21 protein-coding genes are annotated in these 24,096 nt (G+C 54.0%); 20 read left to right on the top strand and 1 reads right to left on the bottom strand.

The window, feature by feature from the left end; genetic code table 11:
* Window positions 1–17 precede the first annotated feature (17 nt).
* Both ACSTTO_RS13355 and ACSTTO_RS13350 read left to right on the top strand, forming a co-directional pair.
* Window positions 18–998, top strand: a complete 981-nt coding sequence (locus ACSTTO_RS13355) for a DUF535 family protein (RefSeq protein WP_439273736.1) — start codon at window positions 18–20, stop codon at window positions 996–998.
* A 249-nt stretch (window positions 999–1,247) separates the two neighbouring features.
* Window positions 1,248–1,907: a phosphatase PAP2 family protein gene (locus ACSTTO_RS13350; protein ID WP_439273734.1), complete on the top strand. Its 660-nt coding sequence runs from the start codon at window positions 1,248–1,250 to the stop codon at window positions 1,905–1,907.
* On the opposite strand, the gene ACSTTO_RS13345 is transcribed toward ACSTTO_RS13350, so the two are convergent.
* A complete protein-coding gene (locus tag ACSTTO_RS13345) occupies window positions 1,850–2,875 on the bottom strand; it encodes an AraC family transcriptional regulator (protein ID WP_439273732.1) in 1,026 nt (341 codons plus the stop codon). The two genes, ACSTTO_RS13350 and ACSTTO_RS13345, sit on opposite strands and share 58 nt — an antisense overlap.
* A 135-nt stretch (window positions 2,876–3,010) precedes the next feature.
* Here ACSTTO_RS13345 and ACSTTO_RS13340 point away from each other — a divergent pair, with 135 nt between their 5' ends.
* The 18 genes from ACSTTO_RS13340 to lpdA all read left to right on the top strand — a co-directional run bounded on the left by ACSTTO_RS13340 (window position 3,011) and on the right by lpdA (window position 23,950).
* Window positions 3,011–4,201 (top strand): acetyl-CoA C-acyltransferase, encoded by a 1,191-nt coding sequence (locus ACSTTO_RS13340; RefSeq protein WP_439273731.1) that lies wholly within the window; start codon window positions 3,011–3,013, stop codon window positions 4,199–4,201.
* A gap of 66 nt (window positions 4,202–4,267) precedes the next feature.
* Window positions 4,268–6,043 (top strand): AMP-binding protein, encoded by a 1,776-nt coding sequence (locus ACSTTO_RS13335; RefSeq protein ID WP_439273729.1) that lies wholly within the window; start codon window positions 4,268–4,270, stop codon window positions 6,041–6,043.
* Window positions 6,033–7,181 (top strand): acyl-CoA dehydrogenase family protein, encoded by a 1,149-nt coding sequence (locus ACSTTO_RS13330; RefSeq protein ID WP_439273727.1) that lies wholly within the window; start codon window positions 6,033–6,035, stop codon window positions 7,179–7,181. The genes ACSTTO_RS13335 and ACSTTO_RS13330 overlap by 11 nt, the downstream gene beginning before the upstream one ends.
* A complete protein-coding gene (gene mmsB / locus ACSTTO_RS13325; protein ID WP_439273726.1) occupies window positions 7,178–8,074 on the top strand; it encodes a 3-hydroxyisobutyrate dehydrogenase in 897 nt (298 codons plus the stop codon). Before ACSTTO_RS13330 ends, mmsB begins: the two co-directional genes overlap by 4 nt.
* The gene (locus tag ACSTTO_RS13320; RefSeq protein WP_439273724.1) at window positions 8,071–8,844 is read left to right on the top strand and encodes an enoyl-CoA hydratase; all 774 of its coding nucleotides are present in this window, start codon (window positions 8,071–8,073) and stop codon (window positions 8,842–8,844) included. Before mmsB ends, ACSTTO_RS13320 begins: the two co-directional genes overlap by 4 nt.
* A 192-nt stretch (window positions 8,845–9,036) precedes the next feature.
* Complete coding sequence (locus ACSTTO_RS13315) at window positions 9,037–9,717, top strand: GntR family transcriptional regulator (protein ID WP_439273722.1); 681 nt, start codon at window positions 9,037–9,039, stop codon at window positions 9,715–9,717.
* A gap of 39 nt (window positions 9,718–9,756) precedes the next feature.
* The gene (locus ACSTTO_RS13310) at window positions 9,757–11,220 is read left to right on the top strand and encodes an aldehyde dehydrogenase family protein (protein ID WP_439273720.1); all 1,464 of its coding nucleotides are present in this window, start codon (window positions 9,757–9,759) and stop codon (window positions 11,218–11,220) included.
* A 30-nt stretch (window positions 11,221–11,250) separates the two neighbouring features.
* A complete protein-coding gene (locus ACSTTO_RS13305) occupies window positions 11,251–12,003 on the top strand; it encodes a glucose 1-dehydrogenase (protein ID WP_439273830.1) in 753 nt (250 codons plus the stop codon).
* 161 nt (window positions 12,004–12,164) lie between these two features.
* Window positions 12,165–13,619, top strand: a complete 1,455-nt coding sequence (locus ACSTTO_RS13300; RefSeq protein ID WP_439273719.1) for an ABC transporter substrate-binding protein — start codon at window positions 12,165–12,167, stop codon at window positions 13,617–13,619.
* A gap of 70 nt (window positions 13,620–13,689) precedes the next feature.
* Window positions 13,690–14,643, top strand: a complete 954-nt coding sequence (locus ACSTTO_RS13295; protein WP_439273717.1) for an ABC transporter permease — start codon at window positions 13,690–13,692, stop codon at window positions 14,641–14,643.
* 2 nt (window positions 14,644–14,645) lie between these two features.
* Window positions 14,646–15,506, top strand: a complete 861-nt coding sequence (locus ACSTTO_RS13290; RefSeq protein WP_439273829.1) for an ABC transporter permease — start codon at window positions 14,646–14,648, stop codon at window positions 15,504–15,506.
* Window positions 15,503–16,561 (top strand): ABC transporter ATP-binding protein, encoded by a 1,059-nt coding sequence (locus ACSTTO_RS13285; protein ID WP_439273716.1) that lies wholly within the window; start codon window positions 15,503–15,505, stop codon window positions 16,559–16,561. The genes ACSTTO_RS13290 and ACSTTO_RS13285 overlap by 4 nt, the downstream gene beginning before the upstream one ends.
* A 54-nt stretch (window positions 16,562–16,615) precedes the next feature.
* Window positions 16,616–17,440 carry an ATP-binding cassette domain-containing protein gene (locus ACSTTO_RS13280; protein WP_439273715.1) on the top strand — a complete coding sequence of 275 codons (825 nt, stop codon included), beginning with the start codon at window positions 16,616–16,618 and terminating at the stop codon, window positions 17,438–17,440.
* Window positions 17,441–17,526: 86 nt separating this feature from the next.
* Window positions 17,527–18,912: an amidase gene (locus tag ACSTTO_RS13275; RefSeq protein WP_439273713.1), complete on the top strand. Its 1,386-nt coding sequence runs from the start codon at window positions 17,527–17,529 to the stop codon at window positions 18,910–18,912.
* A 109-nt stretch (window positions 18,913–19,021) separates the two neighbouring features.
* On the top strand, window positions 19,022–20,251 hold the full coding sequence (locus ACSTTO_RS13270; RefSeq protein WP_439273712.1) for a thiamine pyrophosphate-dependent enzyme: 1,230 nt from the start codon (window positions 19,022–19,024) through the stop codon (window positions 20,249–20,251).
* Window positions 20,252–20,253: 2 nt separating this feature from the next.
* Window positions 20,254–21,285, top strand: coding sequence for an alpha-ketoacid dehydrogenase subunit beta (locus tag ACSTTO_RS13265; RefSeq protein WP_439273710.1), 1,032 nt, complete (start codon window positions 20,254–20,256; stop codon window positions 21,283–21,285).
* Window positions 21,286–22,551: a dihydrolipoamide acetyltransferase family protein gene (locus ACSTTO_RS13260; RefSeq protein WP_439273709.1), complete on the top strand. Its 1,266-nt coding sequence runs from the start codon at window positions 21,286–21,288 to the stop codon at window positions 22,549–22,551.
* Between the two features lies 1 nt (window position 22,552).
* Window positions 22,553–23,950 (top strand): dihydrolipoyl dehydrogenase, encoded by a 1,398-nt coding sequence (lpdA, locus tag ACSTTO_RS13255; RefSeq protein WP_439273707.1) that lies wholly within the window; start codon window positions 22,553–22,555, stop codon window positions 23,948–23,950.
* Window positions 23,951–24,096 lie beyond the last annotated feature (146 nt).

The raw sequence follows: 24,096 nt of genomic DNA, 5'->3' as shown, positions 1-24,096 counted from the left end.
GAGAATTGTAGCATATCATGTCTTCCAGATTATATAAAACTGAAAATGCCGCAAAGGCTGTTTCCCGTTCGTCTTCACTATATTGCTGCGCAATAGCCGATAGAGAAACTGTAAAATATAACAAGATTCTCGGGCAGGCCTTGAGTATCGGTTCGCGCACAAGCTTCAGAAAAGCGGCCAGTTTTACATTGCGGTTGATAGGTTACCCGGTCTTGTCATGGCGCTGGTACCGGTTTCTGGCCGAATTTGCGGCGCAATACCAATTGGGAGCGCCGCATGATGATATTATCCGTAAGGCGATCCCCAATTTCTTTCTTTATAAAGCCGCCCGCTCTGAAAGACTGCAATGGCTGAGAGATCATTTTTTAATCGCCGCACAGATGATGGATGCGCAGCTATTGCGCCGCCTGTGGGCGGGGGAGGCGTTGATTTGCGCAGAGGTGGCAGGGCGCAGGCAGGGATATGAGATTGTATTGTGCCTGTCTGATCATGCCGGTGCGCGCCATGAGGGCGGTTTTACCCTTGGTATCAGGCGCGGTGCAGAACAGGATATGCTTTGTATGATGAGCTTTATTTTTGTTCGTACTCGCACACAAGGGGTCAGTCTGGCTATTGGTGGTTTGCAAGGGGCAAAGGGCGCTGATGCCAAGCGCGCGGTGATTGATGTAACCCGTGATCTTTATGGCCTGCGCCCTAAGGATGCCTTGCTGCTTTTGGCCGAAGGGATGGCCGGTATTTTCGGTGCAAAACACCTGTTGGCTGTGGGTAATGCGGAACATGTTATTAATTTTCGCAGTTCATCCCGCCGTAAGAAGATGCATTCCGATCTCGATCATTACTGGAAAGAACGCGGCGGCGTGCGATGCCGGCATTTTGGCTATCGGCTGCCGCTGCGCAATGCAGCAATGCGCGAGGCGGTTACCAAACGCGATATCTGCAAATTACATTTTCTTGAGCATGGCAGAAAATTGGTGTCTGGAAATAAAATATATGAATAAATCCAATAAAAAATGCTTTGTTTAATTTATATCGTAATTGAAGCGATTTTGAAAAACATTATAAAAGATGATTTATATTTATGTTCTATTTTTACTTGTTGTTTTTATCAGTGATTTTTTATGATTTTAAATAATATATCTTCATTTTTCTTAAGAATAAATGGTAGCTCTTCGCTTATACCGCAGACGACCAGCCAAATTTGGCAATCTTTATTATTGAGATTGACTTTTTTCGTAAGTATTTTCTTTATGATCCTGCCTGTAGCCGATCTTGTTGTATCTGGCTGGTTCACAGATAGTGCGGGAAATTTCTACCTGCATAATAATCAGAATTTGCTGGCCTTGCGTGATCTGCATCGTATATTGCCTGCACTGATTATCCCTGCTTTGCTGCTCACCCTTATGATACAGGCATTCTTCAGCCGCTGCTGGCTGCCCGCGCCGCATAAGCTGTTATATATTCTTTCGGTTTATACCATTGGCGCAGTGGCTGTTGTGCATAGTCTTAAATTTCTGGTAGGGCGTGCACGGCCAAATGAAATTGCGGAATTTGGTGGCGAATTGCTGTTTACGCCGGCATGGCAGATTGCACATATATGCCATAAGAATTGTTCTTTCCCTTCAGGTGAGGCTGCAAGCGCCATGGCAATGCTGGCTGTTCCGCTGGCGATTGGCGGCATATATCGCACACCTTTATTGCTTATAACTGCTGTGGCTGCTTTTGCCTTTTCATTAAACCGGGTGGCTATGGGGGCGCATTTTTTATCGGATATTGTGCTGTCATGGCTGTTTGTTGCCCTTGTCATGGCCTGGTTGTGGCCGGTTTTTCATTCACATAAGGCGGGGATTGATCACTTTGTGTTCAAAGCCGGACGGCGCATCTGTGCTTGTTTTTCGAGCTTGCGGTAAGCATCAGGGCTGGTGCCGGTCCATTTTTTAAATGCCCGGTGAAAGGCGCTTGGCTCCGTATATCCAAGATCTGCTGCAATAATGCCCACAGGTTTATCCGTTTCCTGCAGCCAGTTGAGCGCATATTGACGGCGCAGTTCCTGTTTTATGTTGTTAAAACTCATGCCATCTGCCCGCAAATGCCGGCGCAAGGTCGGCTCTGACAGGCGCATAATCTGTGCAGCTTGCGCAAAATCCGGCCAATTGGCGGGCGGGATTTCGCGCAGCAATTTGTAGAGCAGAGAGGTACTGCCGCGATCATAACGATAACGCAGCAAAATATTGGCCGGCGCTTGTGCCAGAAATTGCCGTAAGGCTGCCTTGCTGCGGTGAATTTTCAGAGTCAGCAATTCGGCATCAAGGGCAAGGCTGGTCTGCGGGTTGAAAAAACGCACTCTGGCATTGAAGAAATCCAGATAATCGGGCCGGTTTTCCGGCGGTGCGCCACGGAAGGCAATATCACGAATGGGCAGGCGCCGTTTAACCAGCCAGCACAAAACGCCATAAAGAATAAGGAAAAATGTGCGATAGGCAAAGGCAGGCCGTGCAGGGCTGATCTCTCGCAATATAATAACAGCCAATCCGTCATCCAGAATTAATTCACCTTTCGGCTCCCCGATCAGCAAGGTTAAAAAGCGCAGGGAGCGGCGGATGGCATGTTCGAGATTATCGCTGGAAAGTGCTGCATGGCATAACATGGCAAAACTGCCAGGCGGCATGGGACGCTGCCCGAAGCGGAAGAACTCACATTGAATTTCCTCCGCAATTGCCAGCCAGAGGCGCGCATAGCGGGCGGCATCCAGTTTAAAATCCGGTTGTTTTAGAGTGTCTTCATCAATGCCTGCAGCAGCAAGCACAAGCGGTGCTTTTGCAGGTGCATAATGCTGCAAGGCTGCCAGCGCATCCTCAACAAAGCCACTGCCGATCATGATTTTTCTCCTGCTTCTTAAGGAAATGATATGGCAAAAACGATCATAAAATAAAGTTCAAACTGTCATTATGAACCATAGACCTTCGGATTAGGCTCAAAATGCATCTATCTGAATTTGCAGTTTCGGGAGGGCATGCAGATGACAGATCCGGTGGTTATTGTCGGCATGGCGCGCACGCCCTTAGGGGCTTTTCAGGGCTGTTTCAGCAATTTGCAGGCCGCCAAACTGGGCGCGGTTGTGCTACAGGCCGCTATTGAGCGGGCAGGCATTGCACAGGATGATATTGATGAGGTGCTGCTTGGTTGCGTGCTCTCTGCAGGGCAGGGGCAGGCGCCGGCGCGTCAGGCTGCAATTGCCGCGGCAATACCTCTGGCAACAGGGGCAACAACCATTAATAAAATGTGCGGCTCCGGCATGAAAGCGGTGATGCTGGCACATGATATGCTGGCTTGCGGCAGTGCTGATATTATTGTGGCTGGCGGAATGGAGAGCATGACCAATGCGCCCTATCTGCTGGACAGGGCTCGCGCTGGCTATCGCATGGGGCATGGCAAAATCACGGATCATATGTTTCTTGACGGGCTGGAAGATGCTTATGAGAAAGGCCGCCTGATGGGGAGTTTTGCAGAAGATTGTGCTGAGGCCTTCCGGTTCAGCCGTATGGCGCAGGATGAATTCGCATTGCGCTCTCTGAAGCGCGCCCAGACGGCGCTGGAACGCGGTTTTTTCAGGCAGGAAATTGCACCTGTTATCGCTGGCAATGGTAATTCTGCGCATCGCATTGATATGGATGAGCAACCTGCCAGAGCCCGGCCGGAGAAAATTCCGTTTTTGCGTCCGGCCTTTCGTGAGGACGGCACAGTGACACCGGCCAATTCCAGTTCAATATCAGACGGGGCAGCGGCATTGGTATTGATGCGCCTGTCACAGGCGGAGAAGCGCGGCTTAGCGCCGCTTGCCCGCATTGTTGCACAAACAACTTATGCCCATGAGCCGCGTTTGTTTGCCACGGCGCCGGTCGGGGCGATACGCAAACTCTATGAAAAAACTGGCTGGACAGCCGGCGATGTTGATCTTTTTGAGATCAACGAGGCTTTTGCCGTGGTGACAATGGCTGCAATGCAGGAGCTGAACCTGCCTGCGGAAAAGGTCAATATTCATGGCGGCGCCTGTGCGCTCGGTCATCCGATTGGCGCATCAGGCGCGCGCATTCTGGTGACCTTGCTCGCGGCCTTGCAGACTCATGATCTGCAGCGCGGCATAGCCAGTATTTGTATCGGCGGTGGTGAGGCCACAGCCATAGGGCTGGAGCGTTTTCATTGAGATTATAGATTTATAGCGGTTTGTTCAGCCGCGCACACAGTGATTTATGCTTTTTGGGAGGATGGCATGAGGCAACTGAGTACGGAGAGCTTTAAAGAGGCGCGTGATTTTTTATTGCGGCATCGTGAAGATTATCAGGCTGCAAAAAAAGGTTTTGTCTGGCCGCAGGCGCTGCCCTTTAACTGGGCGCTGGACTGGTTTGATGCAGAACTGGCCGCCAATCCGCAAAGCCGTGATCAGACTGCGCTGTGGATTGTTGATACGGATAAAAAAACAGAAACAAAGCTGAGCTTTGCTGATCTGAGTATCCGCTCTTGCCGGCTTGCCAATTATCTGCGCGGGCTTGGCCTGAAGCGTGGCGATCATCTGCTGGTGCTGCTTGGTAATGTGCCCGCCTTGTGGGAGGTGATGCTGGCTGCGATGAAGCTTGGCATTATTGTTATCCCCGCCACCACCTTGCTGACACCGGATGAATTATCCGACCGGCTGGAGCGTGGCAATGCCCGCGCCATTCTTGCAACCGGTGAACAGCTTTTAAAATGTGAGGGGCTGGCAGGGGCGGAGATATTGCGCATTCAGGTGCCTGATGGCTCTCCTGTCCGGCAAGACAACTGGCATGATTATACGCAGGCCTACAGTCAGCCTGCGGTGTTTGTGCCGGAGGGTGAAACACAGCCGCATGACCCGATGTTGCTTTATTTTACCTCCGGCACCACAGCCAAGCCGAAACTGGTGCGCCATAGTCATCGCAGCTATCCGGTTGGCTCTTTGTCTACAATGTATTGGATTGGCTTGCAGCCGGGGGATGTGCATCTCAATGTTTCTTCGCCGGGCTGGGCAAAACATGCGTGGAGCTCGCTTTTTGCCCCCTGGAATGCCGGTGCAACAGTATTGATTATTAATCAGCCGGCTTTCAGTGCCAGGGTGCTGCTGGCAGAAATGCAGCGTTGCGCAGTCACCACGCTTTGTGCGCCGCCAACCGTGTGGCGCATGCTGATACAGCAGGATCTTAAGGCCTGCAAAATGAGCCTGCGTGAATTGGTGGGAGCCGGTGAGCCGCTCAATCCTGAAATTATTGAGCGGGTATATGAGGCGTGGGGGCTGACAATCCGCGATGGTTACGGCCAGACAGAGACCACAGCCCAAATAGCCAATAGTCCGGCACAAAATGTAAAAAAAGGTGCCATGGGCAGGCCGTTGCCGGGTTATGAAGTGGTCATTCTTGATGCAGACGGCCATGCGGCACAAGAAGGCGAGGTGTGCCTGCTATTGGGCGACAAGCATCCGGCAGGGCTGATGCAAGGTTATCAGGAAGCTGACGGACGGCTTGGCGGAACAGATGGCCGCGTATACCGCACCGGTGATGTCGCCTATCAGGATGAGGATGGCTATTTGCACTTTGTCGGCCGTGCCGATGATGTGTTCAAGTCATCTGATTATCGCATCAGCCCGTTTGAGCTGGAAAGCGTGCTTTTGGAGCATGAGGCGGTGATAGAAGCTGCGGTTATTCCGGTGGATGATCCAATACGCCTGTCTGTTCCCAAGGCCTATCTTCTCTTGCGTACCGGTGAAGAACCTTCACGTGCGCTTGCCCTTTCTGTTCTGCAATATGCCAATGAGCGTCTGGCACCGTTCAAGCGTATCCGTTCGCTGGAATTTGTGCGGGAATTACCAAAAACAATTTCCGGAAAAATCCGCCGCGTGCAATTGCGCCGTATGGAGTGTGAGGGCAGGCAAGACGATGTTTTCCGCGGTGTTGTTTTTTGTGAAACCGAATTTCCTGAGCTGAATATCGGGCGCAACCGGCCTGCACAAATTGGAGAGGAAAATCATGTTCGCTGAGCTTGCTGAGGAGCAGCGCGGTATTTTTGCAATGGCTGCGGATTTTGCCGCGCAGGAACTTAAGCCCCATGCCCTGCAATGGGATGAGCAGAGGCATTTCCCTCTTGATGTGCTGCGCAAGGCGGCAGAACTTGGCATGGGAGGTATTTATATTCGTGAAGATGTGGGTGGTTCAGGCCTTGGCCGTATGGATGCGGCCTTGATTTTTGAGGCGCTCTCCCGGGGTTGTCCGGTTGTGGCATCATTCTTGTCGATTCATAATATGTGCGGCTGGGTGATTGATGCCTATGGCTCGGATGCGCAACGCCGCAAATGGTTGCCGCGGCTGAACACAATGGAACTGATCGCCAGCTATTGCCTGACTGAACCATGCTGCGGTTCCGATGCGGCCAGTCTCACCACCAGAGCCGTGCGCGATGGCGATGATTATCTTATTACAGGGCAAAAACAATTTATCTCCGGCGCCGGTGCAAGCGATGTTTATATTGTCATGGCACGCACCGGTGCAGCAGGCGCAAAAGGCATATCGGCTTTTATCGTGCCCAAAGAGGCTGATGGGATTTCTTTTGGTGCCAGTGAAAAGAAAATGGGCTGGAACGCCCAACCCACCCGCACAGTGATGTTTGATAATCTGCGTATTCCGGCAGAAAACCTGATCGGCGAGGAGGGCATTGGTTTTAAAATTGCCATGTCGGCTCTTGATGGCGGCAGGCTTAATATTGCCGCCTGTTCGCTTGGCGGCGCACAGGCCGCATTTGACAAGGCGCTGGCCTATATGGAGGAGCGCAAGGCTTTCGGTTCAAAACTGCATCAGTTTCAGGCACTGCAATTTTGCCTTGCCGATATGGCCACAGAGCTGGAAGTGGCGCGCACCTTTTTGCACCGCGCCGCCCGCTCTCTCGACCGCAGGGATGCGGATGCGGTGAAACTATGTGCCATGGCCAAGCGTTTTGTGACAGATATTGGTTTTAATATTGCCAATCAGGCACTGCAGCTACATGGCGGCTATGGCTACCTTCATGAATATGGGATGGAAAAACTGGTGCGCGATCTGCGCGTGCACCAAATTCTGGAAGGCACCAATGAGATCATGCGGGTGATTATCGCCCGTGAGTTATTAAATGGGAGAGGGAAATGACTACGGAGATTATTGGTTTTATCGGCCTTGGTCACATGGGCGCACCCATGGCGGCCAATCTGGTCAGAGCCGGCTATAGTGTCTGTGGTTTTGACCTGTCAGAAGCGGCAAGGGCACAGGCGCAGGCCGATGGGGTGCGGATTGCTATTGATGTGCAACAGGCAGTGCAGAATGCAACAATAATCATTACCATGTTGCCGGCCGGTAAACATGTAATAAGCGTCTGGAAGGAACTGATGGCGCTGGCAGCACCGGATACGCTGCTGATTGATTGTTCCACGATTGATGTTGAAAATGCGCGTAAAGCACATCAAATGGCGGCAGAACACCGGTTACTCAGCATTGATGCGCCGGTTTCGGGCGGTGTTGTGGGGGCAGGAGCCGGCACACTAACCTTTATGGCAGGTGGAGAGAAGGCCGCCTTTGAGCGCGCCGCGCCTGTGCTGGCGGCAATGGGCAGGCGCATAGTGCATTGTGGTGATACCGGTGCAGGGCAGGCCGCCAAAATTTGCAATAATATGATCCTTGGCATTTCCATGATTGGTGTGTGCGAGGCCTTTGCACTGGGAGAAAAATTAGGTCTGTCACAACAGGCTCTGTTTGATGTGGCATCCACGTCTTCCGGCCAGTGCTGGGCGCTTACCACCAATTGTCCGGTGCCAGGGCCCGTGCCCGCATCCCCTGCCAACAGGGATTATCAGCCCGGTTTTGCTGCCAGCCTGATGCTGAAAGATTTGAAACTGGCGCAGGCCGCGGCAGCCTCTGCCGGTGCCACAACGCCTTTGGGTGCGCAGGCCGCACAGCTTTATAACCTGTTTAACGCAATTGGCTGCGGTAATGAGGATTTTTCCGGCATTATTCGTATGTTGCGGGGCAAGGAGAATAAGCAATGAGTTATGAAACCATCCTGACAGAACAGCATGGCCGCGTGCTGCTTGTTACGCTCAATCGCCCGCAGGCGCTTAATGCACTGAACCGGCAATTGGCAGCAGAATTGATTGCGGCGGCGCAGGCAGCCGATAAAGACCCTGCAATCGGCTGCCTTGTTGTAACCGGTTCTGCCAAAGCTTTTGCCGCGGGAGCGGATATCAAAGAGATGCAGGCGCAGGATTTCAGCACCATGTATGCAGCAGATTGGTTTGGCGAATGGGAGCGTTTTACAGCTGTTCGCAAGCCGGTTATTGCGGCGGTGGCAGGCTATGCGCTGGGTGGCGGCTGCGAATTGGCGATGATGTGCGATTTTATTCTTGCGGCTGATAATGCCAGATTTGGCCAGCCGGAAATTCGCCTTGGCGTTATTCCGGGCATGGGCGGCTCACAGCGCCTGACACGCTTTGTCGGCAAATCAAAGGCTATGGAAATGTGCCTGACAGGGCGGATGATGGAGGCGGAAGAAGCCGAGCGCTGCGGCCTTGTTTCGCGCATTGTGCCGGCGGATCAGCTGGTGCCGGAGGCCCTGGATGTGGCGGCAAAAATCGCGGAAAAATCCCTGCCTGTCACCATGATGGTCAAGGAGGCCGTCAATACGGCCTATGAAACAACATTGTCTCAAGGGGTGCAATTCGAGCGCCGTCTGTTCCATGCCGGTTTTGCCGGCCATGATCAGAAGGAAGGCATGAGCGCCTTTGTTGAAAAACGCGATCCGTTTTTTCTGCACCGCTGATCACAGCAAGGCTCATGCGCATTTGTGCCTGTGCACCGGTTTGCATGAGCAACGGTTTACACTGGCACAGATTTACATTGACACAGATTTGTATGGGCACAGATGATACAAATTGATGTCATGGCTTATTTTGCGCTTGATCAATTTTGTATCCTGGATAATCATATAAAAAAACATAAGGGAACATAAAGCTTGTCCGGTTATAAATGGAGCAGCCAGACCAGGCTGCTGGACGAAATTGCGCAAGCACTTCGTGAGAGTATCTATGCGGGGCAATATGCGCCGGGCACAATCTTGCGGCAGGAGCAGATTGCAGCCGAATTTGGTGTCAGCCGCACTCCTTTGCGCGAGGCATTGCGGGTGCTGGAGCGTGACGGGCTGATTGTTTATCTCCCCGGGCGCGGTGTGCGTGTTGCCAATGTTGATCTTCCCCATCTGCTTGATGCCTATGCAGTGCGTGAGGTGATTGATGGTGTTGCTGCCCGCTTTGCCGCAGAGCGTGCAGATGAAGCCGCGATTGCCGGCCTTTATCAGCTCGTAGCCCGTCAGCGCACCATTGTTGAGCCGTGGGATGCCAAAGCCTATACGCAATCCAATGTTGATTTTCATCTGGCGGTTATGGCCGCCGGCGGCAATGCGTCTCTGGATGGTTTTGTGCCGCTATTGCGCATGACCTCACAGGTATTTGCGCCATTTTTCTCGCTCACCGCAACGCGGGCAAAAAACGCCATTGAAGAACATGGCCGGATTGTTGAGGCAATTGCCGCCAAGGATGGCATGGCCGCAGAAGAACTTGCACGGCAGCATATCCGCAGAACGATTGAGAGTCTCAAACAGGCAAAAAACAGCAATGGTGAGCAGGCATTATTCTGAAATAAAATCAGAGGGCAATATCCTGCGGGAGAGAATGGCATGGTATCAGAGGCAGAAAACGGGTTGCGGCATTACGGTAATTTTATCAGTGGTATTTGGCAGGATGCCGAGCAGGGTGAAACACTGACGCTGAAAAACCCCTCCGATGGCAGTGAACTGGCGCTGATTGCCCGTGGCACGGCGGCCGATATTGATCTGGCGGTCAAGGCGGCACGTGCGGCTCTATCCGGCGCATGGGGCGGTATGAGCGCAACCGGGCGTGGCCGGCTTTTGCATAAAATTTCTGAGGCGGTATTGCGCGAAATTGATCTTTTATCTGTGCTTGAAGCCCGCGATGTCGGCAAACCCTTGACACAGGCCCGTGCCGATGTGGTGGCACTGGCGCGTTATCTGGAGTTTTACGGTGCGGCGGCAGATAAAGTGCATGGTGAGACGCTGCCTTATCAAAACGGTTTTACTGTGCTGTCAGTCTATGAGCCGCATGGGGTGACGGGGCATATTATTCCGTGGAACTATCCGATGCAGATCCTTGGCCGCAGCCTTGGCGCAGCTCTTGCCATGGGCAATGCTGCGGTGGTGAAGCCTGCGGAGGAGGCCTGCCTGACCATTCTGGAATTTGCGCGTATCGCACAGCAGGCAGGTTTGCCGGATGGCGCCCTGAATGTGGTGACCGGGCTTGGGGCAGAGGTCGGCGCCGCCCTGTCTTCACATCCGGATGTCAATCATATTTCCTTTACCGGCTCTCTGCGCACGGGGCAGGCCGTGCAGGCGGCGGCTGCACAAAATGCGGTGCCGGTAACATTGGAGCTTGGCGGCAAATCCCCGCAAATCGTATTTGCTGATGCCGATATTGAACGTGCAGTGCCGTTTCTGGTTAATGCAGGCATTCAAAATGCAGGTCAGACCTGTTCAGCATCGTCACGCATTCTTGTGCAGCGCGCAGTTTATGAGCAGGTTATTGCCGCCATGAGCGCACATTACCGCACTTTGACAGCCGGCAATGCCGAGACAGATCTCTCCCTCGGGCCTGTGGTTTCTGAGCGTCAGAAGGCGATTGTCGAAAATTATCTGCAACTGGCGCAGCAAGATGGTTTGAAGATTGCAGCCCAGGGCGAGATTGCCGGTGATGCACCGCAATCCGGCGCTTATGTGCGGCCAACCTTGCTGCGTGATGTGCCGCCACAGCATCGGCTTGCACAGGAAGAGATTTTTGGCCCCGTACAGGTCATTATGCCGTTTGATACGGAGGAGGAGGCGGTACGGCTGGCCAATGGCACGGCTTACGGGCTGGTTTGCGGTGTGTGGACAAGGGATGGTGCGCTGCAGTTGCGTATGGCACATGCTGTGCAAGCGGGGCAGGTTTTTATCAATAATTATGGTGCGGGCGGCGGGATTGAACTGCCCTTTGGCGGGGTTAAACGCTCCGGCCACGGGCGGGAAAAAGGCTTTGAGGCACTTTATGGATTTGCCACGCTGAAAACCATTTCGGTTTATCACGGTTAACCTGAAAATACGCATGGGAGAATGGATCTGATGACTGGTTCGCTTGACAGGAAAACCGCAATCATCACCGGCGCGGGCTCAGGTTTTGGAAAGGCCATGGCACGCAAATTTGCCCGTGAGGGTGCAAATATTGTGGTGGCGGATCGTGATGCTGCAGGCGCAAAACGTGTGGCGGGTGAGCTTGGCGCACAGGCGCTGGCGGTTGAAGCCGATATTGCCCGGCAAGATGCCGTGGCTGAGGCCGTGCGTCAGGCGGTCATGCATTTCGGGCGGGTGGATATTCTGGTCAATAATGCCGGTATAGGCCACAAGCCGCAGCCGGCAGAAGATATACAGCCGGATGAATTCGACCGGATTGTCGGGGTCAATATTCGCGGAATTTATCTGATGAGCCGCGCGTTGATTCCGCATTTTAAAGAGAATGGCGGGGGTGTCATTCTCAATATTGCATCAACCGGTGCTGCCCGCCCGCGCCCCAACCTCGCTTGGTATAATGCCACCAAAGGCTGGGTGGTTTCTGCCACAAAGGCACTGGCAATTGAGCTTGCCGCTTATAATATACGCGTTAATGCGCTTAACCCTGTGGCTGGTGAAACCCCGTTGCTCACAACTTTTATGGGGGAGGATACGGAAGAAATCCGGCAGAAATTCCGCGCTTCCATCCCGCTTGGCCGCCTGCTGAAACCGGAAGATCTGGCGCAGAGCGCGGCATTTCTGTGTTCGCCGGCTGCCAGTATGATCACCGGTGTTGCATTGGATGTGGATGGCGGGCGTTCAATCTGAAAACGAGGATCTGAGCGGTGATAGGCCTTTGAACTGATAATGGTTCACGATAAGGTTGACGGGTTCTATTCCGGCCATGCCTGAGCACTATCAGCATGGTATAAACAAGGGGACAGGCGATGCGATATCAATATATAACCAGGCAGCTTATACTGGCAGCAATGACAAGTGTTGCGGTTGCGGCGGCAAGCGGTGCGGGGCTGGCAAAAGACACATTGGCAATTGGTGAGGTTCTGGAGCCTCCGGGTCTGGATCCAACGGCAAATGCTGCTGCCTCCATTCGCCGCCTGACCTATAATAATCTTTATGAAGGTTTGGTGCGCATTGATGAGGATGGCGCGGTTAAGCCAAATCTGGCAGAAAGCTGGACGATTTCGCCGGATAATCTGACCTATACATTCAAACTGCGTGACGGCGTAAAATTTCATAACGGTACGCCATTTGACTGCTCGGTGGTAAAATTTACCTATGACAGGGCGATGGCACCGGATTCCACCAATGCGCAGAAAGCATTATTTGCACCGATTGAAAAGACAGAGTGCCCTGATCGGGCAACGGCTGTTGTCACACTCAAGCGTCCGTCATCCACTTTTCTGTTTGGAATGGGCTGGGGTGATGCGGTGATGATGGCGCCGGATACGGTTGCCACCAATAAGACCAATCCGGTTGGTACAGGCCCGTTCAAATTCAAACGCTGGGTGCAGGGGGACCGCGTGGAGTTTGAGCGCAATCCTGATTATTGGGGTGAGCCTGCCAGACTTTCTGCTGTTACTTTCCGCTTTATCAGCGATCCGTCTGCGGCAGCGGCGGCGGTTATGGCCGGTGATGTTGATGCTTTTCCGGAATTTCCGGCGCCGGAGCTGATCGGCCGCTTGCAGGGTGATGAGCGCCTTGCCGTTGAGATCGGCTCTACGGCGGGCAAGGTGATCATGTCGCTCAATAATGCGCGCAAGCCGTTTGATGATGTGCGTGTGCGCCGTGCGCTAGCCCATGCTATTGACCGCAACGGGGTGCAGGAGGCGATTACCACCGGCCTTGCCAAAACAATCGGCGCCCATTACACGCCGGCAGAGCCCGGCTATATCGATTTGAGCGATACCTATCCTTATGATGTGGCAAAGGCCAAAGAACTGCTTGCGCAGGCAGGCGTGCCTGCGGGAACAGAAATGACCATTATGCTGCCGCCGCCTGCCTATGCGCGCCGTGGCGGCGAGGTGATTGCCGCTATGCTGGCCGAGATAGGCATTCAGGCCAGATTGGTGCCGGTGGAATTTGCACAATGGCTGGATCAGGTCTTTGCCCGCAGCGATTTTGACGCAACGATTATTGCACATGTTGAAACCCGCGATCTCGATATTTATGCGCGGGATAAATATTATTTCAACTATAACAGCCCTGAATATAAGGCGCTTTATAAGCAATTCTCGGAAACTGTGGATGAGAAACAACAGCTTGATCTGCTTGGCCGGCTGCAGCGCAAACTTGCCGAGGATGAGCCGAATATATTCCTCTACGCGCTGCCGAAAATAGGTGTCTGGGATAAGAGGCTGAAAGGCATGTGGAAGAACCAGACCATTCCGGCCAATGATCTGACCCATGTTTACTGGGACAAGTAAGGCCATTGCCCTGCGGATCGGCCGCAAGGGCAATGTTTCAATCTTGTTATGAAATGAAGGGAGGCCGCATTTGTTACGTTATTTTACGGGGCGTCTGATTTCTCTGATCCTGACCACCCTTGCGGCCTCAATCATCATATTTCTTTTGATGCAGGTGCTGCCTGGTGACCCTGCGGCGATTATGCTCGGCATTAATGCGCAGCCTGATACCCTGGCGGCATTGCATAAACAACTCGGGCTCGATGCGCCGTTGATTATGCGGTATTTTGACTGGATCGGCGGGTTTTTTATCGGCGATTTTGGCACAAGCTATACCTATTCCGTCCCCGTCAGTGAGCTGCTCGGCCCGCGCCTTCAGGTAACTTTGCCGCTGGCGGTTATGGCAATGGTTTTGTCTGTTGTCATGGCCATCCCGCTTGGGGTGATTGCTGCTGCAAAGCGCGGCAGCGCCACGGATGTTCTGGGCATGGGCGTGGCGCAGATTGGTGTGGCTGTGCCCAATTTCTGGCTCGGGCTGTTGCTGATCCTGTTTTTCGCGCTCACGCTTGGCTGGTTTCCTGCCTCAGGTTTTGCCGGTTGGGAAAATGGCCTGTGGGCCGGCATCCGTTCCCTTGTCTTGCCTGCTGTGGCACTGGCTCTGCCTCTGGCAGCCATTCTGGCGCGTGTTACCCGTTCTGCGGTGCTTGAAACGCTGAATGAGGACTTTGTGCGCACTGCCCGCGCCAAAGGTTTGAGCCGCAATGCCGCCTTGTGGAAACATGCAACCCCCAATGCGCTTATACCTGTGGTGACAATTCTTGGCCTGCAATTCTCATTTCTTCTGGCAGGCACAATTATTATTGAAAACGTGTTCAATTTGCCGGGTTTGGGAAGGTTGATTTTTCAGTCTATTGCCCAGCGTGATCTGGTCACTGTGCAATCGCTGGTAACCCTGCTTGCCGCAAGCGTGATAGCGGTCAATTTTCTGGTCGATATGGCCTATGGCTATCTGGATCCGCGTCTGTCTTCAGGGGGGCGTGTATGACTATGATGCAAGGGCTCACGCGTAGCGGGCACAAGCTTGTTTTGGCTTTTGGCATGAGCCGCAGCCTGTTTATCGGCACGCTGATTACAGTTTTTCTGCTGGCAATGGCGTTTTTATCGCTGTTCTGGACACCTTACAGTGCCACAGCGATGAATTTTATGCACAAATTGCAAGCACCCTCGGCGCAGCACTGGCTTGGCACAGATGCATTTGGCCGTGATGTCTTGTCAATGATTATGGTTGGTGCCCGCAACTCCCTGTTTGTGGCGCTCATTGCCGTTGCTGTGGGTATGGGGCTTGGGGTGCCGCTCGGCAGTTTTGCCGCAGCGCGCGGCGGCATGGCCGATGGTTTAGTGATGCGCATGACGGATCTTGCTTTTGCCTTTCCCGCACTTTTGACAGCGGTAATCATCACAGCCGTGTTCGGCCCCGGTGCGGTTAATGCAATGATTGCCATTGGTATTTTCAATATTCCGGTTTTTGCCCGTATCACACGCGGCGCATCCATGGGGTTGTGGAGCCGCGATTATGTGCTGGCTGCCCGTTGTGCAGGGCGTGGCGATGTGGCGATAACGCTTGATCATATCCTGCCCAATATCGGCCATGTGCTGATTGTGCAGGCAACCATTCAGTTCGCGCTTGCAATTGTTGCTGAAGCGGGGTTGTCCTATGTCGGCCTTGGCACGCAGCCGCCGCATCCAAGCTGGGGGAAGATGCTCAATGATGCGCAAACCTATATTTATGATGCGCCGCATCTGGCAATTTTTCCGGGGCTTGCAATTACGCTTGCGGTGTTGGGGCTGAATATGCTTGGCGACGGATTGCGCGATACGCTTGATCCCCGGGTCAGGAGGCAGAGATGAGGGAGCCGCTTCTTGAAATCCGCAATCTTGATATATTGCTGTCTGCAGGCGGCAGGCATGCCGAGATTTTATCGGATATTCACCTGACAGTGCACCGTGGCGAACGCCTTGGCATAGTGGGGGAATCCGGCTCCGGTAAATCGGTGACCGCGCTGGCGGTGATGGGGCTTTTGCCGCATCGTATGACAATGCGCGGCAAGATGTGCTTTGCAGGGCAGGATCTGGCTATGCTTGGTGAGAGCGCACGCTGCTCCATGCGCGGGCGGCAAATGGCGATGATTTTTCAGGAGCCGATGACGGCGCTGAACCCGATCAGGACTATCGGGGCGCAGATCAGTGAAGGCCGCCGCCTGCATATGGGCGAAAACCGCGCCGATGCCGAAAAGGCCGCACGCCGTCTGCTTGATCGTGTGGGGCTTGGCTCTCCGCGTTTTGATCTTGATCTTTACCCCCATCAATTATCCGGCGGGCAGCGCCAGCGCGTGATGATTGCCATGGCTCTGGCCTGCGAACCGGAACTGCTGATTGCCGATGAACCAACAACCGCACTGGATGTGACAGTGCAGGCGCAAATTCTTGATCTTCTGGATGAGTTGATTGACGAAAGCGGCACGGCCTTGCTGCTGATTACCCATGATCTTGGTGTGGTGTCTGAAATGACAGATCATATCGCGGTGATGTATGCGGGGCGAGTGGTGGAAAGCGGGGCGACAGATGATGTGTTTGCCCGCATGGCACACCCTTATACACGCGGGCTGTTTGCAGCCTCGCCCCATAGTCTGGCTGTTTTGCCCGGTCAGCACAGCGGGGAAAAACGCCGGCGTCTTACCGCTATTCCCGGTGTGGTGCCGGATCCGTTCAGCCGTTTGCCGCAATGCGGTTTTGCCGATCGCTGCCCTTATGTGCAGGATGATTGCCGCGCATCGGTTCCGGCGCTGCAGGGGTGCGCCTTTTTGGAAAATAGCCATTATGTCGCCTGTTTCCATCCGCTGGAGCATTTCCAGCAAAAGGGGGAACCGGTTTTACATCCGCAATGCGCGAAAACTGAGAGATAGAGCATTTCTGATGATTTGTCTTAAAACAGAAATGCTTATGGATGAGGTGGCGCTATGACTGTGCTTTTGGAAGTGCGTGATCTGATACGCGAATATAGGCTGCCCAAACAATCCTTGCTGTCCAAACCGCAAAGCCTGCGGGTGCTGCATGGTGTGAGCCTTACTTTGCAAAAAGGCGAAAGCCTTGGCATTGTTGGTGAATCCGGCTCTGGCAAATCCACACTTGCCCGCTCCGTCATGGGGCTGGAGCGCCCGCAATCAGGCAGTGTGACAATTAACGGCAAGGATATTTACAGCCTCAACCGCACGGCGCTGAAAGCGGCGCGTAAAGAGTTTCAGGCGATTTTTCAGGATCCTTACGGTTCACTTGATCCGCGCCATACGGTGCGCCGTATTCTTGCCGAGCCGGTTTTGTCACTGGAGGGCGGCACCACCGCGCAAAGCCGCGAGCAGCGTATAAGCCAAGTTCTTGAAGCTGTTGGCCTGCCGGCATCTGCCGCGGATAAATATCCGCATGAATTTTCCGGCGGGCAACGCCAGCGTATCGCCATTGCCCGTGCATTGATCACGCGTCCGTCGCTGATTGTGGCCGATGAGCCGGTTTCGGCGCTGGATGTTTCCATTCAGGCGCAGGTTCTTAACCTGATGATGGATCTGCAGGAGCAATTTGGCCTGTCTTATCTGTTTATCAGCCATGATCTTGGAGTCATGCGGGTGATAACAGATCGTGTTGCAGTCATCTATCAGGGTAAAATTGTTGAAGAAGGTGCGACCAATACGGTTTTTGATCATCCGCAGCATCCTTACACTCAAAGACTGGTACAGGCAGTGCCAAAACCATTTTGCGGCCGCCGCAAAATGCGGGTGAAACCGCAGTGAAAAAAATATTATGATGAAAGACGGAAAGTCTGTGTGCCCGTAAAACCCGCCAAGAGGTTGCGGGCAGCAGAAAATGGGAGACATATATGTCTGAGCTTGCAGATTTAAGTGCAGTGGAAATGGTCGCCGGTTTCAGGACGGGCAGCCTTTCGCCGGTTGAGGTGACAGAAGCGGTAATTGACCGTATTGAGGCTTATGAACCGCATCTTCATGCGATGTGGGCCTTTGAGCCGGAAGCGGCGCTTGCCGCAGCAACACAATCGGAGGCGCGCTGGAGGCGCAGGGAAGAGCGCGGGCCGATTGATGGCGTGCCGCTGACAATTAAAGAAAATATCGCCACAAAGGGCTTGCCGGTGCCGCTTGGCTGTGCGGCCATTGCCCTTGATCCGGCGGCCAAAGATGCCCCGCCTGCTGCACGCTCCCGGGAGAGCGGGGGGATTATTCTTGGTAAAACCACAATGCCTGATCTTGGTATGTTGTCTTCCGGCTTGTCGAGTTTTCATGAATTGGCGCGCAACCCCTGGGATGTGGCAGCCAATCCCGGCGGTTCAAGTGCGGGTGCAGGGGCTGCCGCTGCTGCCGGCTATGGGCCGTTGCATATCGGTACGGATATTGGCGGCTCCATCCGCCTGCCTGCCGGCTGGTGCGGGATTGTGGGGCTCAAGCCGTCTTTCGGGCGTATTCCGATTGATCCGCCCTTTATCGGCCGTGTGGCAGGCCCGATGACCCGCACGGTTACAGATGCTGCCCTTTATATGTCTGTTCTCTCCAGACCTGACCGGCGTGATGCGATGAGCCTGCCTTATCAGCATATGGACTGGATGGATCTGGAGCGTGATATCAAAGGTTTGCGCATCGGCTTATGGCTGGATGCCGGTTTTGGCTCTGCTGTGGAGCCGCAGGTCAGGGCTGCAGTGGAGGCCGCGGCGCAAACTTTTGCCAATGCGGGAGCGATTGTTGAAGCTGTGCCTGCATATCTTACCCGTGAGATGATTGACGGGCTGGATCATTTCTGGCGTGTGCGTTCATGGAAAGATATTTGCGCAATGACACCGGAAAATCAGCAGAAAATTCTGCCCTATATTTATCAATGGGCGGAAGGCGGGAAAAATCTGGACGGCGCACAGGTTTATGCAGGTTTTGCCCAGATTGATGCCATGCGCCATGCAGCCCTTGCCGCAATTAGCCCTTATGATTTCATGATTTCGCCAACAGCGCCTATGCCGGCTTATCCGGCAGAATGGGCTTCGCCGCTTAATGATCCGCAGCGCCCGTTTGAGCATATCGCCTTTACTGTTGCCATGAATATGTCAGAACAGCCTGCAGTGTCACTGAATTGCGGCTATACGGAAAAAGGCCTGCCAATCGGCCTGCAGATTATCGGCCAGCGTTTTGATGATCTTGGTGTATTGCGCCTTGCCCGCGCTTATGAAACCCTGCGCCCGCAGCAAAGGCCGTGGCCGGAATTTTAAATTATCAAGGGGGGAATAACAGGGGATAAACGGAATAAACTCTGCCGCAGATGAAAGCGCGGCAGAGACAGCATGCAGTGTCAGTTCCAGCCATTGGAGAAGTACAGTCATGTCATATCCGCCACTCTCATTACATATGCCAAGAATGGCGCGGGGAGAAAATATGGAGCCTGCCAATCCCCGCCTGCGCTTTGCTGCGGCTGGGGAAATGCGCCGCCCGCCTGTTGATGCAGATCCGTTTGATATTCACGATCTGGCCTATAGCCTTATCCGCGTGCTGGATGATGATGGCGAGGCAAAAGGCGAATGGGTGCCGGATCTGAGCGCAGAGCAATTGCGGCAAGGCCTGCGCTCGATGCTGAAAACCCGCGCCTATGACCGGCGCATGATGCGCATGCAGCGCCAGGGGCAGACTTCCTTTTACATGCAATGCACCGGAGAAGAGGCAATTGCCTGCGCTTTTCAGATGGTGATGCAAAAAGGGGATATGAATTTTCCCACCTATCGCCAGCAGGGATTGCTGATTGCACAGGAATGGTCGCTGACAGATATGATGTGTCAGGTGCTCTCCAACGAAAAAGATCATCTTAAAGGGCGGCAATTGCCGATTTTTTACTCGGCACCGGAGGCCGGTTTTTTCTCTATTTCCGGCAATCTCGGCACGCAATTTGTGCAGGCTGTGGGCTGGGCTATGGCCTCAGCCTTGCGCGGTGACAGCAAGATTGCCGCCGGATGGATCGGCGATGGCTCCACCGCCGAGAGCGATTTTCATGCGGCGCTGGTTTTTGCGTCCGTTTACCGCCCGCCGGTGGTGCTTAATATTGTCAATAATCAATGGGCGATTTCATCGCCGCAAACTGTGGCGGGGGGTGAAAATATCAGTTTTGCAGCCCGTGCCCATGGTTTTGCCATTCCGTCCCTGCGTGTGGATGGCAATGATTATCTGGCTGTTTATGCCGCTGCCAGCTGGGCTGCGGAGCGGGCGCGGCGCAATCTGGGCCCGACATTGATTGAATGGGTAACCTATCGTGTGGCACCTCATTCCACATCCGATGATCCGAGCAAATATCGCGCCAAGGAGGAGGAGACGAGCTGGCCGCTGGGTGATCCGGTTGAGCGGCTGAAACAGCATTTGATCGGCAAGGGGGAGTGGAGTGAGGAGCGCAATGTGCAGCTTCTTGCCGGCATTGATGCGGAGATCAATGATGCTGCCCGCGAAGCGTTGAAATATGGCACATTGCATGAGGGGCCGAAGGCCAGCCCGGCCACAATGTTTGAAGATGTTTATAAAGACATGCCGCAACATTTGCGCGAACAGCGCCAGCAGATGGGGTATTGATCATGTCCGCACAGAAATCAGCGCCAAGACGTACAATGATTGAGGCCATCCGTGAGGCGATGGATGTGATGATGGAGCGCGATGACAAGGTGATCGTGTTTGGTCAGGATGTCGGCTTTTTCGGTGGTGTTTTCCGCTGTACGGAAGGGTTGCAGCGCAAATATGGCGAGGCGCGGTGTTTTGATACGCCGATCTCGGAAACAGGCATTGTCGGTGTTGCTGTCGGCATGGGGGCTTATGGTCTGCGTCCTGTGGTGGAAATTCAGTTTGCCGATTATGTCTATCCTGCTTATGATCAGATTGTCTCGGAAGCCGCGCGTTTGCGGTTTCGCTCTGCCGGCGATTATAATGCGCCAATGGTCATCCGCATGCCCTGCGGCGGCGGTATTTTCGGGGCGCAAACCCATAGCCAGAGCCCGGAGGCGGTGTTTACCCATGTGGCCGGTTTGCAGACCATTATTCCTTCCAATCCCCATGATGCCAAAGGCCTGCTGATTGCGGCAATCGAGAATGATGATCCGGTGATTTTTCTGGAGCCGAAGCGGCTCTATAACGGGCCTTTCAACGGCCATTATGATCAGCCGGTTGTGCCGTGGTCAAAGCATGTTTTGAGCGAGACGCCGGAGGGCTATTATTCCATTCCTATCGGCAAGGCGGCTATCCGGCGAGAGGGGGCGGCGGTAACAGTGCTGGCTTATGGCACAATGGTGCATGTGGCTGAGGCGGCTGCGGCTGAAACCGGCATTGATGCAGAGGTGATTGATCTGCGCTCGCTGGTGCCGCTGGATATTGATACGATTACCGCCTCTGTTGCCAAAACCGGACGCTGCGTAATCGTGCATGAAGCCACGCGGCTTTCAGGTTTTGGCACGCAATTGGCGGCAGAAGTGCAGGAGCGTTGTTTTTATCATCTTGAAGCGCCGATCCTGCGCGTAACCGGCTGGGATACGCCCTATCCGCATGCCCATGAATGGGATTATTTCCCAGGGCCTGAGCGTGTCGGCCGTGCGCTTATTCAGGTGATGGAGGCATAAATGGTAAAAAAGATCATTAAAATGCCGGATATCGGTGAAGGTGTCGCAGAAGTTGAAATTATTGAATGGCATGTAAAAACAGGTGATGTGATTGCCGAGGATCAGCTGCTTGCGGCAGTGATGACCGATAAGGCAACGGTGGAAGTGCCGTCGCCTGTTGCAGGAACCGTGCTGGCCATCGGGGCTGAGGCGGGAACAGTAATGGCTGTTGGTGCCATGCTGGCTGAGATCGAGGTGGAGGGCACAGAGGCTGGGGAGGAATTGCCGCATCAGACCATTGCTGCAACACAATTCACGCCGGATGCGCCGCAGGGAGAGCCGGAAAAATCAGCACCGGTTTCGGTTTTAGCACCGGTTGTGATGCCCGCTTCATCGCCCGCATCTTTGAAGATTGCGCAAAATAAGCCTGTTGCCTCACCGGCGGTGCGGGCATTGGCGCGGGAGCTTGCGATTGATCTGGCGCAGATCAGGGGCAGCGGCCCTGCAGGGCGCATTACCCGTGATGATCTGGATAAATTTGTGAAAAGCGGCGGCAGCGCGCATGGCAGCCACTATGCACGCCGCGATGGCGTGGAGGTGATCAAGGTCAGCGGTCTGCGCCGTAAAATAGCCGAGCGCATGGCCAGAGCCTGCCGTGAAGTGGCGCATTTTTCCTATGTTGAGGAAGTGGATGTTACGGATCTGGAGCTTTTACGGGCATCCCTCAATAACAGCCATGCGGCTTCACGCGGCAAGCTGACTGTGCTGCCATTTATTGTGCGGGCGCTGGTTGTGGCCTTGCGTGATTTTCCGCAAATGAACGCGCTTTATGATGAAGAGGCGCAAATTTTAACCCGCCATGAGGCGGCGCATATCGGAGTGGCAACACAGACGCCAAACGGGCTTATGGTGCCGGTTCTGCACCACGCAGAGGCCATGGATCTCTGGGCAGCGGCGGCGGAGATTGTGCGCCTTGCCGGTGCCGCACGTGAGGGAACGGCAAGGCGTGAAGAACTGACCGGCTCCACAATTACCATTACCAGCTTAGGCGAGCTTGGCGGGCTGGTGACAGCGCCGGTGATTAATCAGCCGGAAGTGGCAATTATCGGCATTAACCGCATTGCCGTGCGTCCGCAATGGCAGGATAACCAGTTTGTGCCGCGCAGAATGATGAACCTGTCTTCCTCTTTTGACCACCGGATGATTGATGGCTATGAGGCTGCGGCTTTTATCCGCCGCATCAAACAATTGCTTGAAGTTCCCGCAACACTTTTTATCGAGGTGTAAGATGGAAGATATTGCAACAAAAATTCTGATCATCGGCGGCGGACCTGCCGGCTATGTTGCTGCCATCCGCGCCGGACAATTGGGGCTACCGGTGATATTGGTTGAAAAAGATCAGCTGGGCGGCACTTGTCTTAATATCGGCTGTATTCCCTCTAAAGCGCTGATCCATGCGGCAGATGCCTATTATCAGGCGCTTGGCCGGCAGCAGGGCTCGGTATTTGGCCTGCAGACGGGAGATGTTACGCTGGATTGGGCTAAAACTCTGAAATGGAAAAACGCCATTGTGCGGCGTCTGACCGGCGGTGTGGAAGGGCTGTTGCGCAAGCAAAGGGTAACGGTGCTGAAAGGCACGGCAGAGATACAGGATGGCAAAACCGTGCTGGTGCATGGCAAAGCCGGCACAACACGCATCCGTACCCAGCATCTGGTGCTGGCAACAGGTTCTGCACCATTACAAATTCCGGCACTGCCGTTCGGGGGCAATGTTATTTCCTCAACCGATGCATTGGCACTTACGGAAATACCGAAAAAACTGGCGGTGGTTGGTGCCGGTTATATCGGGGTGGAATTGAGTACAGCCTTTGCCAAACTCGGCTCACAGGTAACGCTTATTGAAGCGGCAGATCGTATTTTGCCGCTATGGGATCTGGAATTAACTGCGCCGGTTCGTAAAAGGCTGACAGCACTGGGGGTAACGGTCATGACCCGCAGTGAAGCACGGGAGCTGAGTGAAGACGGGCGCATTTTGCAGGTGCATCAGCATGGCAGCGGTGCGGCGGTGCCGGTGGAGGCGGATCGTTTTCTGGTTGCTGTTGGCAGGCGGCCTAATATTGGCGGTTTCGGTCTGGAGCGCCTTGATCTGGCGATGAACGGCGCTTTCATCCGCATTGATAAATATTGCGCAACATCAATGCTCAATGTGTGGGCAATCGGGGATATAACCGGCGAGCCGATGCTGGCGCATCGTGCGATGGCACAGGGCACTATGCTGGCCGAGCATCTTGCCGGAAAAAAATCAGCCTTTGAGGAACCGGTCATTCCTTCTGTTTGCTTTACGGATCCGGAGGTGGTTTGTGTGGGCTTGATGCCTGATCAGGCAAAACGCGAAGATTATGAGATTGTCACCGGTATTTTTCCCTTCACCGCCAATGGCCGCGCCATGACCCAGCAGGATGAAAGCGGTTTTGTGCGTATTATTGCACGGGCGGATAATCATCTGGTGCTGGGTATTCAGGCGGTTGGCCATGATGTGTCCGAGCTTGTCAATGGTTTTGCCCTGGCGGTGGAAATGGGGGCTGTGCTGGAAGATGTGGCGCAGACAATTCATGCCCATCCAACCCGCGGCGAGGCTTTTCAGGAGGCAGCCTTTACGGCGCTCGGCCGCAATCTGCACAGCTGATGCTGTGTAGATAATGGCGCAGAAAAACAGCATTTTCCGCAGCCCGATAACTGGCGCGATATTTTGAGCCCTCAGCCCTGCAGGGCGGGATTGCTGCCGGCATAACAGGTAAAAACGGCAATTACGCACATAAGGCAAGTCTGAGG

The sequence above is a fragment of the Pseudochrobactrum albidum genome (genome assembly GCF_051851455.1).
Classification (GTDB): Bacteria; Pseudomonadota; Alphaproteobacteria; order Rhizobiales; family Rhizobiaceae; genus Pseudochrobactrum.
The sequence above is the reverse complement of the archived record's forward strand: the minus strand, read 5'-3'. Positions and strand labels throughout refer to the sequence as shown.

Excerpts from the sequence above, each read along its gene's own strand:
- ACSTTO_RS13305 (WP_439273830.1), top strand. The coding sequence starts at position 11,251 with ATGACTGGTTCGCTTGACAGGAAAACCGCAATCATCACCGGCGCGGGC.
- ACSTTO_RS13300 (WP_439273719.1), top strand. The coding sequence starts at position 12,165 with ATGACAAGTGTTGCGGTTGCGGCGGCAAGCGGTGCGGGGCTGGCAAAA.
- ACSTTO_RS13355 (WP_439273736.1), top strand. The coding sequence starts at position 18 with ATGTCTTCCAGATTATATAAAACTGAAAATGCCGCAAAGGCTGTTTCC.
- ACSTTO_RS13270 (WP_439273712.1), top strand. The coding sequence starts at position 19,022 with ATGTCATATCCGCCACTCTCATTACATATGCCAAGAATGGCGCGGGGA.
- ACSTTO_RS13280 (WP_439273715.1), top strand. The coding sequence starts at position 16,616 with ATGACTGTGCTTTTGGAAGTGCGTGATCTGATACGCGAATATAGGCTG.
- ACSTTO_RS13260 (WP_439273709.1), top strand. The coding sequence starts at position 21,286 with ATGGTAAAAAAGATCATTAAAATGCCGGATATCGGTGAAGGTGTCGCA.
- ACSTTO_RS13290 (WP_439273829.1), top strand. The coding sequence starts at position 14,646 with ATGATGCAAGGGCTCACGCGTAGCGGGCACAAGCTTGTTTTGGCTTTT.
- ACSTTO_RS13330 (WP_439273727.1), top strand. The coding sequence starts at position 6,033 with ATGTTCGCTGAGCTTGCTGAGGAGCAGCGCGGTATTTTTGCAATGGCT.
- ACSTTO_RS13275 (WP_439273713.1), top strand. The coding sequence starts at position 17,527 with ATGTCTGAGCTTGCAGATTTAAGTGCAGTGGAAATGGTCGCCGGTTTC.
- ACSTTO_RS13285 (WP_439273716.1), top strand. The coding sequence starts at position 15,503 with ATGAGGGAGCCGCTTCTTGAAATCCGCAATCTTGATATATTGCTGTCT.
- mmsB (WP_439273726.1), top strand. The coding sequence starts at position 7,178 with ATGACTACGGAGATTATTGGTTTTATCGGCCTTGGTCACATGGGCGCA.
- ACSTTO_RS13265 (WP_439273710.1), top strand. The coding sequence starts at position 20,254 with ATGTCCGCACAGAAATCAGCGCCAAGACGTACAATGATTGAGGCCATC.
- ACSTTO_RS13340 (WP_439273731.1), top strand. The coding sequence starts at position 3,011 with ATGCAGATGACAGATCCGGTGGTTATTGTCGGCATGGCGCGCACGCCC.
- lpdA (WP_439273707.1), top strand. The coding sequence starts at position 22,553 with ATGGAAGATATTGCAACAAAAATTCTGATCATCGGCGGCGGACCTGCC.
- ACSTTO_RS13320 (WP_439273724.1), top strand. The coding sequence starts at position 8,071 with ATGAGTTATGAAACCATCCTGACAGAACAGCATGGCCGCGTGCTGCTT.
- ACSTTO_RS13350 (WP_439273734.1), top strand. The coding sequence starts at position 1,248 with ATGATCCTGCCTGTAGCCGATCTTGTTGTATCTGGCTGGTTCACAGAT.
- ACSTTO_RS13335 (WP_439273729.1), top strand. The coding sequence starts at position 4,268 with ATGAGGCAACTGAGTACGGAGAGCTTTAAAGAGGCGCGTGATTTTTTA.
- ACSTTO_RS13345 (WP_439273732.1), bottom strand. The coding sequence starts at position 2,875 with ATGATCGGCAGTGGCTTTGTTGAGGATGCGCTGGCAGCCTTGCAGCAT.
- ACSTTO_RS13310 (WP_439273720.1), top strand. The coding sequence starts at position 9,757 with ATGGTATCAGAGGCAGAAAACGGGTTGCGGCATTACGGTAATTTTATC.